Annotated in this window: 15 protein-coding genes and 1 other annotated feature; of the genes, 1 reads left to right on the top strand and 14 read right to left on the bottom strand. The window is 30.2% G+C overall.

The genetic code is table 11. The annotated features are described in order from the left end of the window. Positions 1-40: 40 nt before the first annotated feature. Entirely contained in the window at positions 41-439 is a 399-nt protein-coding gene (ndk, locus tag B3N22_RS10745) for a nucleoside-diphosphate kinase (protein WP_286907017.1), read from the bottom strand. 142 nt (positions 440-581) lie between these two features. Between ndk and B3N22_RS10740 the strand changes: the two genes are divergently transcribed. After that, positions 582-854, top strand: a complete 273-nt coding sequence (locus tag B3N22_RS10740) for an acylphosphatase (RefSeq protein ID WP_286906967.1) — start codon at positions 582-584, stop codon at positions 852-854. 32 nt (positions 855-886) lie between these two features. Here B3N22_RS10740 and B3N22_RS10735 read toward each other — a convergent pair whose 3' ends face one another. From B3N22_RS10735 to metH, 13 genes are all read right to left on the bottom strand, one after another. Then, positions 887-1,861: a glycoside hydrolase family 73 protein gene (locus B3N22_RS10735; RefSeq protein WP_286906966.1), complete on the bottom strand. Its 975-nt coding sequence runs from the start codon at positions 1,859-1,861 to the stop codon at positions 887-889. A 102-nt stretch (positions 1,862-1,963) separates the two neighbouring features. Next, positions 1,964-3,634 (bottom strand): 2-isopropylmalate synthase, encoded by a 1,671-nt coding sequence (leuA, locus tag B3N22_RS10730; protein WP_286906965.1) that lies wholly within the window; start codon positions 3,632-3,634, stop codon positions 1,964-1,966. A gap of 120 nt (positions 3,635-3,754) precedes the next feature. Then, positions 3,755-3,946, bottom strand: a binding site (T-box leader). Positions 3,947-3,989: 43 nt separating this feature from the next. After that, complete coding sequence (gene speE, locus B3N22_RS10725; protein WP_238902387.1) at positions 3,990-4,835, bottom strand: polyamine aminopropyltransferase; 846 nt, start codon at positions 4,833-4,835, stop codon at positions 3,990-3,992. Positions 4,836-4,849: 14 nt separating this feature from the next. Continuing rightward, on the bottom strand, positions 4,850-5,269 hold the full coding sequence (gene speD, locus B3N22_RS10720) for an adenosylmethionine decarboxylase (protein WP_021801253.1): 420 nt from the start codon (positions 5,267-5,269) through the stop codon (positions 4,850-4,852). A gap of 360 nt (positions 5,270-5,629) precedes the next feature. Next, on the bottom strand, positions 5,630-6,196 hold the full coding sequence (locus tag B3N22_RS10715) for a hypothetical protein (protein ID WP_238902388.1): 567 nt from the start codon (positions 6,194-6,196) through the stop codon (positions 5,630-5,632). A gap of 127 nt (positions 6,197-6,323) precedes the next feature. Next, positions 6,324-7,274, bottom strand: a complete 951-nt coding sequence (locus B3N22_RS10710; protein ID WP_286906962.1) for a hypothetical protein — start codon at positions 7,272-7,274, stop codon at positions 6,324-6,326. 139 nt (positions 7,275-7,413) lie between these two features. Next, on the bottom strand, positions 7,414-7,701 hold the full coding sequence (locus B3N22_RS10705) for a PTS lactose/cellobiose transporter subunit IIA (protein WP_286906960.1): 288 nt from the start codon (positions 7,699-7,701) through the stop codon (positions 7,414-7,416). 32 nt (positions 7,702-7,733) lie between these two features. After that, entirely contained in the window at positions 7,734-8,051 is a 318-nt protein-coding gene (locus B3N22_RS10700) for a PTS sugar transporter subunit IIB (protein WP_286906958.1), read from the bottom strand. A 32-nt stretch (positions 8,052-8,083) separates the two neighbouring features. Then, on the bottom strand, positions 8,084-9,514 hold the full coding sequence (locus tag B3N22_RS10695) for a glycoside hydrolase family 1 protein (protein ID WP_286906956.1): 1,431 nt from the start codon (positions 9,512-9,514) through the stop codon (positions 8,084-8,086). 21 nt (positions 9,515-9,535) lie between these two features. Next, a complete protein-coding gene (locus tag B3N22_RS10690) occupies positions 9,536-10,810 on the bottom strand; it encodes a PTS sugar transporter subunit IIC (RefSeq protein WP_286906953.1) in 1,275 nt (424 codons plus the stop codon). Between the two features lie 333 nt (positions 10,811-11,143). Continuing rightward, positions 11,144-11,938: a MurR/RpiR family transcriptional regulator gene (locus B3N22_RS10685; protein ID WP_286906952.1), complete on the bottom strand. Its 795-nt coding sequence runs from the start codon at positions 11,936-11,938 to the stop codon at positions 11,144-11,146. Positions 11,939-12,126: 188 nt separating this feature from the next. Next, positions 12,127-13,083, bottom strand: coding sequence for a D-2-hydroxyacid dehydrogenase (locus tag B3N22_RS10680; protein ID WP_286906951.1), 957 nt, complete (start codon positions 13,081-13,083; stop codon positions 12,127-12,129). A gap of 36 nt (positions 13,084-13,119) precedes the next feature. Next, on the bottom strand, positions 13,120-16,773 hold the full coding sequence (gene metH, locus B3N22_RS10675; protein ID WP_286906950.1) for a methionine synthase: 3,654 nt from the start codon (positions 16,771-16,773) through the stop codon (positions 13,120-13,122). Positions 16,774-16,963 lie beyond the last annotated feature (190 nt).

Below are 16,963 nucleotides of genomic sequence, written 5' to 3'. Positions count from 1 at the left end.
TTCCTTAAAAGAATCCGTTTTTTATATGTTATTAAATAGCTTAAAACCAAAGTGCTATTTCCCTTTCAGCACTAGCTTTAGAATCAGATGAGTGTACTGAGTTTTCAGTTTTATTAACTGCAAAAAGCTTTCTTATAGTTCCCTCTTCTGCCTTTTCTGGATCTGTTGCTCCATTTATCCTTCTTACTTCCTCTACTGCATTTTCACCTTCTAAAATCACAGCACATAAAGGACTTCTTGTTATATATTTTATAAGATTATCATAGAATGCTTTTTCTTTATGTTCTTCGTAGTGTTTTTCAGCTAAGCTTTTATCCACTTTAAAAAGCTTCATAGCTACTATTTTTAGATTATTACTTTCATAACAGTCCAATATCTTTCCTATTAAATTTCTTTCAACTGCATCAGGTTTAATTAGAACAAAACTTTTCTCAATCATAGTCATAAATTCCTCCATATTCCAGTCTACTTAATATTATACCAAATATTCTGTAAATTTCAAATATTAAAATATTTCTCTTTTATTTTTCCTTTTATGAAACTTTTTGATATAATTTTATTATTAAAGGTTGGAGGTAATTATGAAAAGATATCATATTATTGCTTCTGGTAGAGTTCAGGGAGTTGGTTTTAGATATTTTGTACTTCTTAAAGCCAACACCCTTAATTTAACTGGAACAGTTAGAAATCAATCCAATGGAAATGTTGAAATTTTTGCTCAAGGAGACGAAGAGCATATTCTTAAACTAATAAGTGAACTTTATAAAGGAAATAGCTTTTCTTCTGTTGATGACATAAGTTCAAAGGAAGTTCCTTTAGAGAATAAAGAAAAATCTTTTAAACTAGTCTACTAATGAAAAAATAGTTAAGTGTTCAACTCGAACCCTTAACTATTTCCAAACTGTTTATTAAATTTATCTTTTAATACAATGCTATCTAGTATCATAAGATCATTTGCCCTTACTATAGAGTATATATCTATAGCATATACCTTTTCACCTTTTGCATTTTGTGCTGTTGAATATCCACCTTTTTCTAAAGCCTTTGCCATAGCTTCATAATCTTTCGCCTCAAAAACCCCCGCCTGTCTATATCTAGGATGAGTGGTTAAAAAGTTACCATAATCATCAAAAGACTCTGATACGGTGTCATATAACCTAAATTTATCTTTTATTTTTTCATTATGAAACTCTGTGGTTTCCATAGTTACACTTTTTCCCTTCCAACTAGTATCAGCCTTTATGCCAAAGTAGTTCTTTGCCTGTTGGCTTAATACTGATTCTCCCCAGTGACTTTCATAGAAAGCTTGTGCAACTACTATAGAAGGTAATATCCCATACTTTTCATAAACCTCTATTGCATAAGGTTTAATGCTTTCAACAAACATTCTTTGAGGTGAGTCTTTCTTTAAATTCTCTGAATATAGTCCCATCTCATCTAATTGTTCATAATATGATGTTACTCTTGCTGTTTGCTTATCATCAAATTTTAAATCCGCTGCTACCTCTAGCATATCTTTTGAGCCGTAATATGTTTTGCCGCCTGACTGTTTTTCTATTATAAAACTTTCAGCTATGTTTTCTATTTCATTTTCATCAACGTTTACTATGTAATTATTTGCTTTTACAGCACTAATTGCTGCAAGCTCTTTCCAATTTAACTGAATCTTTTCTACACCCATTTTATCAGCTTCATCTACATACAATCTAACTATATCCTTAGTTATTGCTATGTTTTTAAGTCTTGCCTGCTCTAACTTGTATCTGTTGTACTTTTTAAGAGCATATACTGACCCTAAAGCCCCTATTAGCATTATAACCATAAGCGTAGCTAAAATTTTAAGTCCTCTTCCTTTTTTCATTAAACCACCTCACTTTAACATAATATCATAAATTCCTTTGGTTTGAATATAAAAAACACCAGAAAATTTCTGGTGTTTTTATTAAAAATATGTTACAAATTCTTAACTTAACTTTATTATCCTTTTATTTACTGCACTTATTATTCCTTTTATGGAAGCTAATATGATATTACTATCTGTTCCTACTCCATAATAACTTTCATTTTTGTCATCTGTTATTTCAATATATGCAACTGATTCTGCATTTGAGTCACTTCCTAAAGAGTGCTGAGTATATGATGTTACCTTGCATCCTCCAAATAGTCCATTTAAGGCATGAACAAAGGCATCTATAGGCCCATTACCTGAACCTGTTATATTAACCTTCTCACCATTATTTTTCATCTCAGCCTTTATACATATGTCTTGACTTGAAAACTCTTTACTACTGATTTCAAAGCTCTCTAAGACTAGTGGAGCCGGTATATTTAAATAGTTATCTTTAAAGGCTTCTAATATAGTTTCAGCATTAACTTCTTTTGCACTTTTATCTGCAATGTTTTGAATAGCTAAACTTAAATCCTTTTGCATAAATTTAGGTATAGTAAATCCATAATAGTTTTGCATGATAAAGGCTATTCCACCTTTTCCTGATTGAGCGTTAATTCTAATTAAAGCTTCATAATTTCTGCCAACATCTTTAGGATCTATAGGTAGATATGGAACCTCCCAGTATCCGCCCTCTTTGTAATCAACAAGTCCTTTATTAATAGCATCTTGATGAGAACCTGAATATGCAGTGTATACAAGTTCCCCAGCATAAGGTTGCCTTTCTGGGATAATCATCTCGGTACAATCTTCATATATATCTACTACATTATCTATCTTACCAAAATCTATCTCTGGATCTATCCCTTGTGTATATAGATTTAATCCTAAAGTAACTAAATCTACATTCCCAGTTCTCTCTCCATTACCAAATAGAGTTCCTTCTATACGATCTATTCCAGCAAGCATAGCAAGTTCTGCAGTTGCAATTGCTGTTCCTCTATCGTTATGAGGATGAGAACTAAGTATGATACATTCTCTATTTTCTATATTATTTGAGAACCACTCTATTTGATCTGCATATATATTAGGTGTATACATCTCTACTGTTGTAGGAAGATTTAAAATAACCTTATCTTCTATAGTAGGTTTCCACTCCTTAACTACTGCATCACATATCTCTAATGCATACTCTAATTCTGTTCCACTGAAACTTTCCGGAGAATACTCTAAGGTAAATTTAGTTTCTGGATATTCTCTTGTTAATTCCTTTATAATTTTAGTTCCTTCTACTGCTAAATCTATAACTTCTTGTTTAGATTTATTAAACACAACTCTTCTTTGTGCTACTGATGTAGAGTTATATAAATGTACTACTGCCTTCTTTGCTCCTTTAAGAGCTTCAAAGGACTTTTCTATAAGTTCTCTTCTTGCCTGAGTTAATATTTGTATAGTAACATCTTCTGGTATTAAATTATTTTCAATAAGATGTCTAGTAAAATCAAATTCTATTTGCGAAGCTGCTGGAAAACCTATTTCAATTTCCTTGTACCCCATTTCAACAAGGAGATTAAAAAACTCCATCTTTTTCTCTAAGCTCATAGGATTTCTAAGCGCTTGGTTACCATCTCTTAAGTCTACACTACACCATATTGGTGCTTTAGTTATGAGATTACTCGGCCACTTTCTTTCTTTTAATTCTACATTTTGATACTGCTTATACTTTTTAAATCCTTCTCTTTTCATAGTTTAGCCCCCTTTTTTATTTGAAATTGGACGGTAGAGTTCTCAGCTTCTTTTTAACTTTATAAATATACATGAAATTATTACAAACTCCTAAAGCATAAAAAGCGCCCTAACACTCCATATTGGAGCGCAAGGGCGCGGTACCATCCAAACTTATAACTTAATTAAAATAACGGTTATTAACCGGTTGAATCTACTTAATTTCAATTCACAGCTCTTTGAGCGAGTTCAGAAAATTCATCTGCAGACTTACACCAACCGACTGCTCTCTAAAAAACTCTTCTTCTTACTACTCTCATTCATCGCCTTTGATATTTTAGTAAAATATTATACTAATTCCATATAAATGTCAACCCTATTTTTCCAAATTATTTTTAACGTAATTAGGAAGAGCAAATGAACCTCTATGAATATCCTCATTATAATATTTAGTATAGTTTAATTTTTCTTTAAATTCAAACCCTTTAAAGTCCTTTAAAGGATGATATTTTTTAGAAGCAAATCCAAATAACCAATGTCCTGATGCATATGTAGGCATGTTATATTGATAAACTTCACATATAGGGAAGATATTTTTAATCTTACTATATGATCTCTTCATTTCTCTAGCGTTATTAGGATAATATGGACTTTCACATTGGTTAACCATAATTCCATCCTTTGTTAAAGCCTTAAAGCAGTCTTTATAGAATGACTCTGTAAATAGTCCCTCTCCAGGCCCTATTGGATCTGTAGAATCTACAATTATTATATCATAATAATCTTCCTTATCTTTAACATACTCTAATCCATCTTGATAAAAGACCTTAACTCTTTCATCAGAAAGTTTACTTGAAGTAAAAGGTAGGTATTTTATAGATGCCTCAACAACCACTGGATCTATTTCAACCATGTGAATTTCTTCAATATTTTTAAAAGATGTAAGTTCTCTAACTGTACCTCCATCTCCTCCACCTATTACTAAAGCCCTTTTTATATTAGGATTAACTCCTAACGCCACATGAGTTATCATTTCATGATAAATAAACTCATCCTTTTCAGTAACCATTGTCCATCCATCAATAACTAAAACTCTTCCAAACTCATAAGTATCTATAATATCGATTTTTTGAAAATCGCTTTGTCCTGTAAATATATGTTCCTTTACCTTCATTGAAAATTTAACATTTTCAGTTTGATTTTCTGTATACCACAATTCCATCTTTGTTCCTCCTACTATTTAACATCCATAGGTTTAAAAGTTATAACTTCGTCCTGAACCTTAGAATAATTTCTTATTTTCTCAACCATTCCTCTAGCAATTTCTGTAGATTCACTTCTTTCTGCTTTTAGTACATCTTCTAAGTAATCAAATGCATCCCATGGATTTATTGTATCTCCACAGGTATATAAATCTACAGACGCATAACCATATTCTGGCCATGTATGAATTGTTAAATGAGATTCTTGTATTATTACTGCACCACTAACTCCCCAGGGATTAAACCTGTGAAAACAACTAGTCACTATCGTAGCCTTTGATCGTATAGCTGCCTCTCTCATATATTCTTCGATTATTTTATGATCCTTTAGTAAGTCCTTATCGCAATTATAATATTCAACTAAAATGTGTCTTCCCAATTGTTCTAGTTTCATTTTAATCCCTCCATTAATATTTAATATGTCCTATATGTTACATAAATATTTTTGTAGTAACACAGCGAATAACATAAAAACCTCCTTAAATCCTATTTATATAAACTTTTATATATATTTATATATATTTTGTTTACTAATATTAAATTTCAAGTTTAATTTATTAAACTTTTTTCATTTGTTTACTTTTACTAAACTTGATGTTTTATATATATTAACCAATAAATACTATATCACATTTTAAATGTTAATATATAATCCAAAATTAGGCGAAAAAATAAGATCAGCTTACTTTATACTAAACTAATCTTAATTTACTCATATTTTCTTTTATTATTTATGATTTCCTATATATATTGGTTAAAAATTATCCCAAAGTTCTTCTAAATCTTCATAATCCATAAATACATTTTCTAAAAGGTCAGCTACATCATCTTCATTCCAATAATTATATTTTTCAACATTCTGAAGGAAAATCACATTCCCATCAGTTTCACCTTTTACTAATTTTATTTTGTTAACTCTATGAACATATTCTTCAATAGGCAAAATTAATTCGTTGTTAATACTAAGACAGCATAACCTTTCGTTAGTTTCATCTCTTACATCAAGAACTATCTCTTCTTCATGTAAAAGTTTTTGAAGAAAATCTCTTTGAACCTTATTTCCATAATCAAACCACATATCATAGATACTTTCTTCAACCTCCCCTATCTTAATTAAAATCAAAAGTATGGTAACTTTTTTATTCTCAATATAGGCAGTTTTTATTCTTATATCTACCTCTTGGCTAATATAGTCTAATAGATCTTTGTAGTCTTTTATAAATATAAAAGGTACATCTTTCCCATTAAAATTAACCACTAAAGGTACTGCAGCACCAGGTGGTGTCTGATCTAACACATCATTTACCGTTATATTATTCATATTATCACTTCCTATACTATTAAGTCTCTCGCTAAATATCTAAGATAGAGTATAAAAGTGACTATATAAAATAGCCACTTCCCTATTTTTGTTTTGAGAATATTATAGCATAATTACTATATTTATACTATTTAACTTTTCTTAGTTCACTTAATTCCTCTTGTATCGCCTTAGCTAATTCCTCATAATCATTTAACAAATAATTATAGGCTAAGTCGTATATTTCCATCTCAACTTTGTATTCTTTTTCTCTATTTTTAATTTTTTCATCTTTTGTTCTATGTAAGTATTTTTCCACTAAACACTTGAAATATTCTTTATCTAAAAATTCCATTGATAATTTTAATTTTTCAAGATAATATAGGCTTTTCTTTTCCTTTATTAATAAAAAGTCAATAAACATAAAATATATGCTTTTATCATTAAGAGAGGCTTTAATCTTTTTAAAAAAGTACTCTTCGTCTATTAATTCTTCTATATCTTCTTCCGATATCCTTAATGATCTAAGTCTGTTTCTCAAATTATAGATTCTAGAATGTTCCTTAGTTTGAATTAATAAAGATATATACTTAGTATATGCTTCTTCTTTAGTTATTTCTCCCTGCCCTTGTATAGCAATTAAACAAAATAAGTCCTCTAAGTTTTCTGATGCTTTTTTAAATTCTAAACTACTTATATTGTACTTGTACTCCATCCAAAGCTCTTTTTCCCAAGTTAAACACCTAGAATCTAAGTTTTCTTTATAAACTTCTTTTTTTGATATTATATAAGCATTTTGTAGATTTCTATATGAATCTATATATTGTCTCTGCTGTTCCTTAATATACGCTAGATTAAGGTATGCATCTTCTATTTCACCAAACTTAAGAAGTACCTTTAAGCATAATTTTTCAGCTAATTCATAGTCTTCTAAGTTAACTGAACAATCTATCATAGAAACTAAACAAGTTAGTTCTTCATCCTTTTCTAAAGCTTCTTCTTTTGCCTTTGTAAACATATCTATAGCATCTTTAAATTTATTTTCTTTTTTAAGCCTAATTCCTTCATTGATTAATATCTGAAATTTACCTCTAGCCATATAGCATTCCTCCATCCCTAGAAGCAAGTGAAACTTGATATAGTCCCCCTTTTATTGTAATTTTTTTCTACAATAATGGCAACAAAAAAAGACGTTGGAATCAAATTCTCCAACATCTTTTTTATTTTAATACTAATAATTATTTTGACATTTTTTTATAAATATCAATAATTTCTTTCGCTAAATCAGTAAATGCCATTGCTGTCATTAAATGATCTTGACTATGTACTGTTAATAAAGTAATAGTTATATTATTACCACTTGCTTCTTCTGTTAACATATTAGTCTGAGCGTGGTGTGCATTAATTAAAGCTGCCCCCGCACTTTCTATCTTTGTATCAGCTAATTCAAAATCTCCTTCTTTTGCAGCCTTAATAGCTTCCGTTGCATCACTTCTAGCATTTCCACTATGAATGATTAAATCCATTATTGCTTCTAAATTTTTTTGTTCCACTAGCTCTACTTCCCTTCTATTAATGATTGTGCAAAATCTAAAACCTTACTGCCATTCATCATTCCATAGTCTGCTGTATCTATAACAGCAACTGGAATCTTTCCATTTACCTTCTTTTTAAAATCTTGTTCCATAAAACGTACTTGTGGTCCTAAGAGCATAACATCAATATCTGTTGTTTCAAGTTTTGTAACTGCTTCCGAAGCAGGTAATGCGAAAATTTCCGCTTCAACTTTTTTTTCTTCAGCTGCTTTCTTCATTTTCGATACTAACATACTTGTACTCATTCCTGCAGAACAAACTAGCATTATTGTTTTTTTCATATAAATCCCTCTTTTCTTCAAATGTTATATTATTATAATTCTTCACCTTTTGACTCAATAACTTTCTTGTACCAATAAAAGGACTTCTTAGGAATCCTACGCCCTGTACCCTTCCCTTCATCATCAAAGTCAACATAAATCAATCCATATCTTTTTTTCATCTCTCCAGTAGAGGCACTAATAACATCTATTGGTGTCCATAACATATATCCTAAAACCTCTACTCCATCTTTAAGAGCCTCTTTTACTTGTTTCAAGTGTTCGCTCAAATATTTTATTCGGTATTCATCATCTATAGTAAGATTGTCATTTAAAACATCAACAGCTCCTAGTCCATTTTCTACAATCATAATTGGTATTTTGTATCGACCATATAAATGATTTAAAGTCCACCTTAGCCCAATTGGATCAATAGGCCACCCCCAATCAGTTGCTTCAAGATAAGAATTCGTATCACCCTCCATCATATTTCCCTTTGTTTTTTTATTGGAAGTTGAAGCTGTTACAGTGTAGGAAGAGTAATAACTTAACGAGTAGAAATCTACACATCCTTCTCTAAGTACACTTAAGTCCTCATCAGTTATTTTAAGTGTAATATTATTTTCTTTTAAATATCTTTTTATATATGGTGGATACTCACCTCTAACATGAACATCTCCACAAAGCATGTTATATACCAAATCACTTTGCTGAGCTAAAATAACATCCTCTGGATTGTTAGTCATAGGTTGTATAGATGCATATGCTAACATACACCCAACTTTATTATTTTTGTTTATTCTATGAGCCATATTAACAACTCTAGCACTAGCAACTAGTTGATGGTGTACTGCTTGTATGCATTTTTGCTCCATGTCCGTCTCATCTTTTATAATCATTCCTAGTGACAAAAGTGATACCAACTTCATTTCTGCTGGAATTACACCACAATTAATTTCATTAAAAGTCAGCCAATACTTAACAATTCCATCATATCTTTTAATCACTACTTCGCTATACTTTACGAACAACCTTATTAATTCTCTATTACTCCAACCATTATACTTTTTTACTAGATTATATGGAATTTCATAGTGTGATAATGTAACTATAGGTTCAATATTATATTTAACTAATTCTTTGAATACATTATCATAAAATCTTAATCCTTCCTCATTTGGACTTTCATCATCTCCATTAGGAAAAATTCTTGACCATGCAATTGATAATCGTAAAGACTTAATTCCCATTTCTGCAAATAAAGCAATATCTTTTTTATACTTATTATAAAAATCTATTCCTCTTTGATTTGGATAATCTTTTTCTAAATCGATTTTAAACGTAAATTCTCTTGATTGTTCTGAATTGCCTCTAGCCAAAAGATCCGCAATACTTAGTCCCTTACCGCCTGTTAAATACGCACCTTCAACTTGGTTAGCTGCAATAGCACCACCAAACATGAAATTTTCTGTGAAAATACTCATAATACAATCTCCAATCTATCTCTAATTACTATTTTGTTCTTCCATAAGAGCACGTTTATCTGCTATTCTAAAGAAAGGATAGTATAATAAAGTGTATACAACAATACATATTAAGACCATTAAGAATACCCCAATCCCACCACTCAAGTATGCTGTAACTATGTTTGGTGTAACCCATGGAAGTTGCATTGTAGGATTTATATGTGAACCTATTCCCAGTTTAGTAAAGATTATAGCTATTGTTCCTCCTATTAAAGATGAACTTACTAGTGGTATAAAAAATATAGGATTTAACATAATAGGAGCTCCAAAAATAATAGGTTCATTAATATTAAAAATATTAGGAACTATTGATAATTTACCAAGAGCTTTGAACCTCTCAGATTTAGCTGAAAGCATACTAATTGCTAACCCTATAGTATTTCCAGCTCCACCTAAGTAAGCAGCCAAATAGACCATTGGAACATAAATATATGGTAAATCATACCCTCTTGCTCCACCTAAATAAGCAGCTATATTAGCAATAGTTGCACTTACTAGAATAGGTTCATATACACTTAATATAGGAGCTGGATGGATTCCAAAAAACCATAATAAATTCATTAAAGTAAACATACCTATCATTGACCAAGGAGATGTACTAAATGACAGTATAGGTGCTGTCACAAATGTATTTATAGCAACAAAAATATCTCCATAAGGTGTTAAACTAAACATTAATTTCACCAAAAATATGAAAGTAAAAATAATTATAGCTACAAATGTTGGACTTAATGAATCTGAAACCATGGATGGTACCGACTCTGGAAATTTTATAGTAATATTCTTTTTCATTAAAAACACATATGTAGAAGAAATAACTATAGCCACAATAATTCCAACAAACATTCCATTACTTCCCAAATTGGCTAATGACAGTCCAGAAACTATCTCCCCACTTTCTGATTTTAAACTTTGTGGCATCAAAGCTATAAAAGAAGCTGCTGAAATAACACCCACAATAGTTCCATTCATTTTTTGTTCTGATGCATAGGAAACTGAAATAGCAAATGTCATATAAAGAGCTAACAAACCACTAGTTGCACCAATGAATTCATTTGATATATCATATATACCTGTACTTTGCATCAAATCAAACCATGACTGAATAGGAAAATTAGTAATAATAGCAATTGCGGCTACTCCAAGGGTTATTGAAATCGTACTCATTAATCCCGATGTTATCGCCTTAATAATTTTATTGTTTCCAATACCTGTAGAAAGTTTGTTTATAAACATATTAATATTTTCTTTCATTAATAAAACCTCCATCTTTATTTTTATTACATCCTCATTCTATCATAATAAAATTTGAAATTGCTTTCTCTTTTATTGTGTTACTAATCATTAAAAGGTTTCCATTTTCGATTATGCGAAAATAAATCTAAGTTTCAAACCATAATATGTTATTAATGTAAGTTTAATCATATAAGCTCTTAGAATAAATTCTCCTATTAAAACAAAAAAGGACTTCTTAAGAAGTCCCAATAAATCTTTAATTATTCATTTATAATCATTCTATTAATTAATATAGTAAAACTAATCAAAATAGCTCATATATCTTATTGATACTCGTAGCATCTTTAAACTTTATTTAAAAGTCTCTGCTGTAAACTTTCTAATTAAATAATCAACAACTAAAAACATAGGATATGTTTCATTTCTTAAATAGTTTTTCGAAGTAATCTTTATAGTATTTCCAAACCTTTCAGTTATCAAATTTTCTGTATGTTGAGTTAAAAGAACTGAATAACAATTGCTAGAAATTATTTTTGAAGTAATTTCAAAATTATCTGAAAGATACCCTCCAAATGAAGATATAATAATAGCAAGTGACCTTTCATCAAGAGTTTCTGCTAATTCTAATTGTCTTTGTTCTATCGCACCCATTTCAACAAATTTTCCAGCAAGCAGCAATCCTGCTTGAAGTCTGCTTAATGGGGAATTGAACTCTGGAAAACCAAATAAAACAACTCTATCATATTGTTGTATTTTCTTCACTAAATCATCTAGCTCACTAACAGCAAGAAAAGTTTTTACGTCTCTAATAGAATCAATAATTGAATCTGCATAATCATTAAAAAAAACTTCAGTGTCTGTTTTTAATGTCTTAATATCATTTAAATTCATACATAAAAAAGAAAGTTGATGTTGTTCTGAAAAGTAGTTAACAAATTTTTTCAATTCTTTAAACGAAGTGAAATTAAAATATTTACAGAACCTAGTAATTGTTGATTCTGAAATGAAAAGTAATTCAGCCATATCAGTTATACTATTTTCTTTAAAATTTTTCATATTTCTTAGAATATAGAGTATTATTCTAGAATAATTATCGTCTAACATATTAGAATTTAGATATTTAATCATTGCATCAAAATGATCCATTTTCTCCACCACCAAAATATATCTATCATCGAATTTTAACATATATATTTACAAAATTTAAAATATTATAAAAAATATTAATCTAATTAGGTGGATAAAATTCCTCCCAATTAGATTAATTGTATTATAATCCATAAATAATAATAAACGCAATAGTTATTTCTCTACTAATTCTCAATTATCAATTTTTAAACTATTCTATTTTTCTTTTCTCCCTTATAAAAGGCTTCTATATTCTCAACTAAATAACCAAAAAGCTTTTCTCTAGCTTCTACACTTGCCCAAGCTATATGAGGAGTTGCAACAAGTCTATCCTTGTTTTTAATCTGTAATAAAGGACTATCTTCACCTATTGGTTCTGAAACAAATACATCTAAAGCTGCACCTTTTATTAATCCCTCATCTAAAGCTTTTGCTAAATCCTCTTCTTTTACAATCGGTCCTCTACCCATATTTACTAAAACTGAATTCTTCTTCATCTTTTTTAAGTTTTCATAATTAATAAGTCCTAAAGTTTTATCATTAAGTGGAGCATGTATCGATATTATATCTGAAGTTGCTAGAAGTTCATCAAGCTCAACCTTAGTGTAGTCAGCATTGTTGTTATTTCCTGACGCTGAGTAATATTGAACTTCTGCACCAAAGGCAGTAGCAATAGCCGCAACCTTTCTTCCTATTGCACCAAGACCTATTATTCCCCAAGTTTTACCTGAGATATCATTAAACTCTCTATCTATATGCGTGAAAATAGGACTTTTAGTATAATTTCCACTTTTCACATAGTCATCATAATAAGCTATTTCATTGTATAGATGTAAAAGAGTTGCAAAAGTATGCTGAGCTACTGAGTTTGTAGAATAACCTGCAACATTAGTTACTGCTATTCCCTTTTCTTTAGCATACTCAATATCTATATTATTAAAACCTGTTGCCATTTCGCAGATTAGTTCAAGATTTTTTGCGTTTGACAAGTTATCTTTATTCAACTCAACTTTATTAGTTAAAATTACATTTGCATCCTGAATTCTTGAAGCTACTTCATTATCTTCTGTTAAATCATAATAAGTTACTTCTCCCAAAGAATCTAATAAGCTAAAATCTACATTCCCCATACTTATTCCATCTAATATCACAATTTTTCTCATGAATACTCTTCCTCCTAAAATTCCTTCTATATCTTATTATAATAAGTAGTTATTAAGTCTCTTCTCAACTACTTCAATCTTTTCACCTGTTCTTCTGCTATAATCCTCTATTTGATCCTTAGAAAGTTTAAGAAGATCAAAATATCTTGATTTTGGAGCCCCAAAGTATAATCCACATACAGATGATACTGGGTTCATCATATAGCTTTCAGTTAAAGTTACAGAAGTTACCTCAGTTCCATTTAATAATTTAAATAGTTTCTCCATTTGTTTAGGATCTTTTAAAGATGGATAACCAAAAGCTGGTCTTATTCCTCTATATTTACTTTGGAATAGTTCCTTTTTAGTTATATTTTCTTCTTTTGAGTAACCCCAATATACCTTTCTTATTTCCTCATGTAATTTCTCAGCAGATGCTTCAGCTAATCTATCACATAAAAGTTTAAGCATAATAGCTTTATAGTCTTCTCCGCTATTTTTAAGTTCTCTTTCGTACTCATTTACTTCAGTACCTGCTGTCACTAAAAATCCGCCTATATAATCAACTCTATTGCTATCTAACGGTGCTATAAAGTCAGCTAAGGATAAATATGAACCTTCTGATTTTTCTCTTTGTTGACGCAAGAAATTGAAAGTTTCTAAAACTCCACCCTTCTCATCGTTAATAACAACATCTTCTCCTGTAGAATTACATGGAAAAATACCAAATACACCCTTTGGGCACACTTTCTTATTTTTCTCTAATTCATCTAACATTTCATTTGCTTCCTTAAATAGCTTTTTAGCTTCTTGTGCATACTTCTCATCTTCTAAAATTTCTGGATAAGTTTTTTTCATTTCCCAAGCTATAAAGAAGAAAGTCCAATCTATATATTCTCTAAGTTCTCTAACTGAATACTTAATTTCTTTTATTCCTATAAACTCAGGTTTATCTATTACTTCAGTATTCCAATCAAGTTTTAAAGCTTTCTCTTTAGCCTCTTCTATAGAAACATTTTTTATAGAAATAGCTTTATAATTTTCTCTTGCTTTTTCATACTCTTCTTTTACCTTTTCTAAATATCCTTTTTTATCTTTCATTAGCTCTTTAAGAATCTCTACAGTTTTTGAAGCATCTCCTCCATAAATTACTCCATTAGAGTAATTAGGTGCTATCTTTAGAGCTGTATGAGTTTTAGAGGTCGTTGCACCACCTATTAATAATGGAACATCAAACCCTTGCTTTTCCATTTCTGAAGCTACCTGTGCCATCTCATCTAAAGATGGTGTAATAAGTCCACTTAAACCTATAGCATCTACATTTTCCTCTTTTGCTCTTTTTAATATTTCCTCACAAGGAACCATAACCCCTAAATCTATAACTTCAAAGTTATTGCAGGCTAATACAACTCCAACTATATTTTTACCTATATCGTGAACATCACCTTTTACTGTTGCTAAAAGTATCTTACCTGCTTTAGATCCACCTTTAGAATTTTCAGCTTTTATATATGGCATCAATATCTCTACAGCTTTTTTCATAACCCTTGCAGACTTAACTACTTGAGGAAGGAACATCTTTCCTTCACCAAATAAGTCTCCAACGATTTTCATTCCATCCATTAAAGGTCCTTCAATTATAATTAAAGCCTTATCATATTGTTTTCTAGCTTCCTCTAAATCCTCTTCAAGATAATCGCTTATTCCCTTAACTATTGCATGACTAAGTCTTTTCTCTATATTTTCACTTCTCCAAAGTTCTACTTTTTCTTCTTGTTTTCCACCTTGCTCTCTATACTTTTCAGCAAGTTCAAGAAGTTCTTCTCTAGCTCCTGGCTTCTTATTTAATACTACATTTTCAACTAGTTCTAGAAGTTCCTCTGGAATATCATCATAAATCCTTATCATTCCTGGATTAACAATCCCCATATCCATTCCAGCTTTAATAGCATGATATAAAAATACTGAATGCATAGCTTCTCTTATAACATTATTTCCTCTAAATGAAAAACTAAGATTAGAAACTCCTCCTGATATCTTTGCATAAGGTAGGTTTTCCTTTATCCATTTAGTTGCTTTAATAAAATCTACTCCATAATTATCATGCTCATCCATCCCAGTAGCTATTGCTAGTATATTAGGGTCAAATATTATATCTTCTGGTGGAAAGTTAATCTTATTAACTAATAAATCATAGGCTCTTTTGCATATCTCTAATCTTCTTTCATAATTATCAGCCTGACCTTTTTCATCAAAGGCCATTACAACTGTAGCTGCTCCAAAACTTTTAATGACCTTAGCTTTCTTTAAGAACTCTTCTTCTCCTTCTTTTAGAGATATAGAGTTAACTATAGGTTTTCCACCAATAGCTTGAAGCCCTGCCAAAATTACTTCCCATCTTGATGAGTCTATCATAATAGGTTTTCTTGCAACTTCAGGTTCAGATGCTAAAAGCTTTAAGAAGTGATCCATCTCTTCTTTTCCTTCTAAAAGTCCATCATCAAAGTTTACATCTAAAACCTGGGCTCCATTTTCAACCTGTTCCCTAGCTATTGCTAAAGCTTCTTCATACTTTTTCTCTCTTATAAGTCTTGCAAACTTAGCAGAACCTGCAACATTTAATCTCTCTCCTATATTTACAAAGTTATTTTCCTCTTTAACTTCTAGTAGTTCTAATCCTGCATAAGAACTTACTCTTTTTACTTCTGGTATAACTCTTGGTGAATAGTTTTGTGTAAGTTCATATATAGCTTTAATGTGTGCAGGAGTAGTTCCACAACAACCACCTACAATGTTTAAATGACTTTCATCTAATAGCTCCTTTAAATTCTTAACAGTTATTTCTGGAATCTCATCATATTCTCCTAATAAGTTTGGTAACCCTGCATTAGGATATACTGATATATATAAGTCCTGCTTTTTAGATAGCTCTTTTACAAATGGAACTAATTCCTTAACTCCAAATGAACAGTTCAAACCTATAGATATTACATAATCGCTTTTCATAGATACAGCAAAAGCTTCTAAGGTCTGACCTGATAGAATTCTTCCACCTTTATCATTTATTGTTCCAGAAATCATTATAGGAAGAATCTTACCTTTTTCTTCATAGACCTCTTTAGCTGCAATAATAGCTGCTCTAGCATTTAAGGAATCGAATATAGTCTCAATTAAAAGTGCATCTACTCCACCATCTATTAATCCTCTTATCTGAACTTTATAAGAATCTAAAACTTCTTTAAAACTTACGCTTCTATATGCTGGGTTTTCAACCTCTGGAGACATGGATAAGGTTTTATTAGTCGGCCCTATAGAACCTGCTACAAACCTTGGATTTTCTGGAGTCGAAAACTCATTAGCTACTTCTTTAGCTATTTTTGCTCCTTGGAAATTTAAATCATAAACTAAATCTGTTAATCCATAATCTTCTTGTGATATCACGTTACTGTTAAAAGTATTGGTCTCTATTATATGGGCTCCTGCCTCTAAATACGCTTTTTGTATTTCTTTAATAACCTCTGGCTTTGTTAAACTTAATAAATCATTATTACCTTTTTGATCTTTATTAAAATCCTTTAATAATTCTCCCCTAAAATCATCTTCTTTAAGTTTATATGCTTGAATACAAGTTCCCATTGCCCCATCAAGAACCAGTATTTTCTTTTCAAGTTCCTTTATTAATAATGTATCTTTAAATAAATGCCCCCTCATTAGTTGCCTCCTTAATTATCTAGTTTATTTGTATTTCTTTATACATTTTATGTATTATTATACTATATGAACTACTCCAATTCTATATTTAGACAAAATAATTGACTTTATGCCCTCTGCAAAAAATTTAAATTAATTCCTATACAAAAAAATGTAACCATATTATTATGCAATGTCATTAAGTTAGGAA

Origin of the sequence: Clostridium sp. UBA1652, from assembly GCF_002320975.1 — a bacterium.
GTDB classification, from domain to species: Bacteria; Bacillota; Clostridia; order Clostridiales; family Clostridiaceae; genus Clostridium_T; species Clostridium_T intestinale.
The sequence above is the reverse complement of the archived record's forward strand: the minus strand, read 5'-3'. Positions and strand labels throughout refer to the sequence as shown.